Annotated in this window: 1 protein-coding gene; it reads left to right on the top strand. The window is 57.4% G+C overall.

Annotation, left to right across the window (positions count from 1 at the left end; all coding sequences use genetic code 11):
- On the top strand, positions 1–258 hold a 258-nt coding region (locus tag MXD62_RS09020), incomplete at both ends, for a UDP-N-acetylglucosamine 2-epimerase (RefSeq protein WP_248828920.1).

Genomic DNA, 258 nt, shown 5'->3' with positions numbered 1-258 from the left:
ACCTGGGTGAGCCGATGCGCCGGATTTTCCGCGCCGTTCGCCGTCTGGTTGACGAACATCCGGATATTGCCGTGGTCTACCCTGTTCACCTCAATCCAGCCGTACAAGAACTGGCACAGGAGCTTTTGGGGAGCCATGAGCGGATTCAGTTAATCGCCCCGCTGGACGCATTTGATTTCCATAATTTTGCCCGACGTGCCCACTTGATTCTGACCGATTCCGGCGGTGTTCAGGAGGAAGCGCCTTCCCTCGGAGTGC

Origin of the sequence: Frankia sp. Mgl5, assembly GCF_023242985.1 — a bacterium.
In the GTDB taxonomy this organism is placed as follows: Bacteria; Actinomycetota; Actinomycetes; order Frankiales; family Frankiaceae; genus Parafrankia; species Parafrankia soli.
This window is presented reverse-complemented; position numbering and strand designations above follow the sequence as displayed.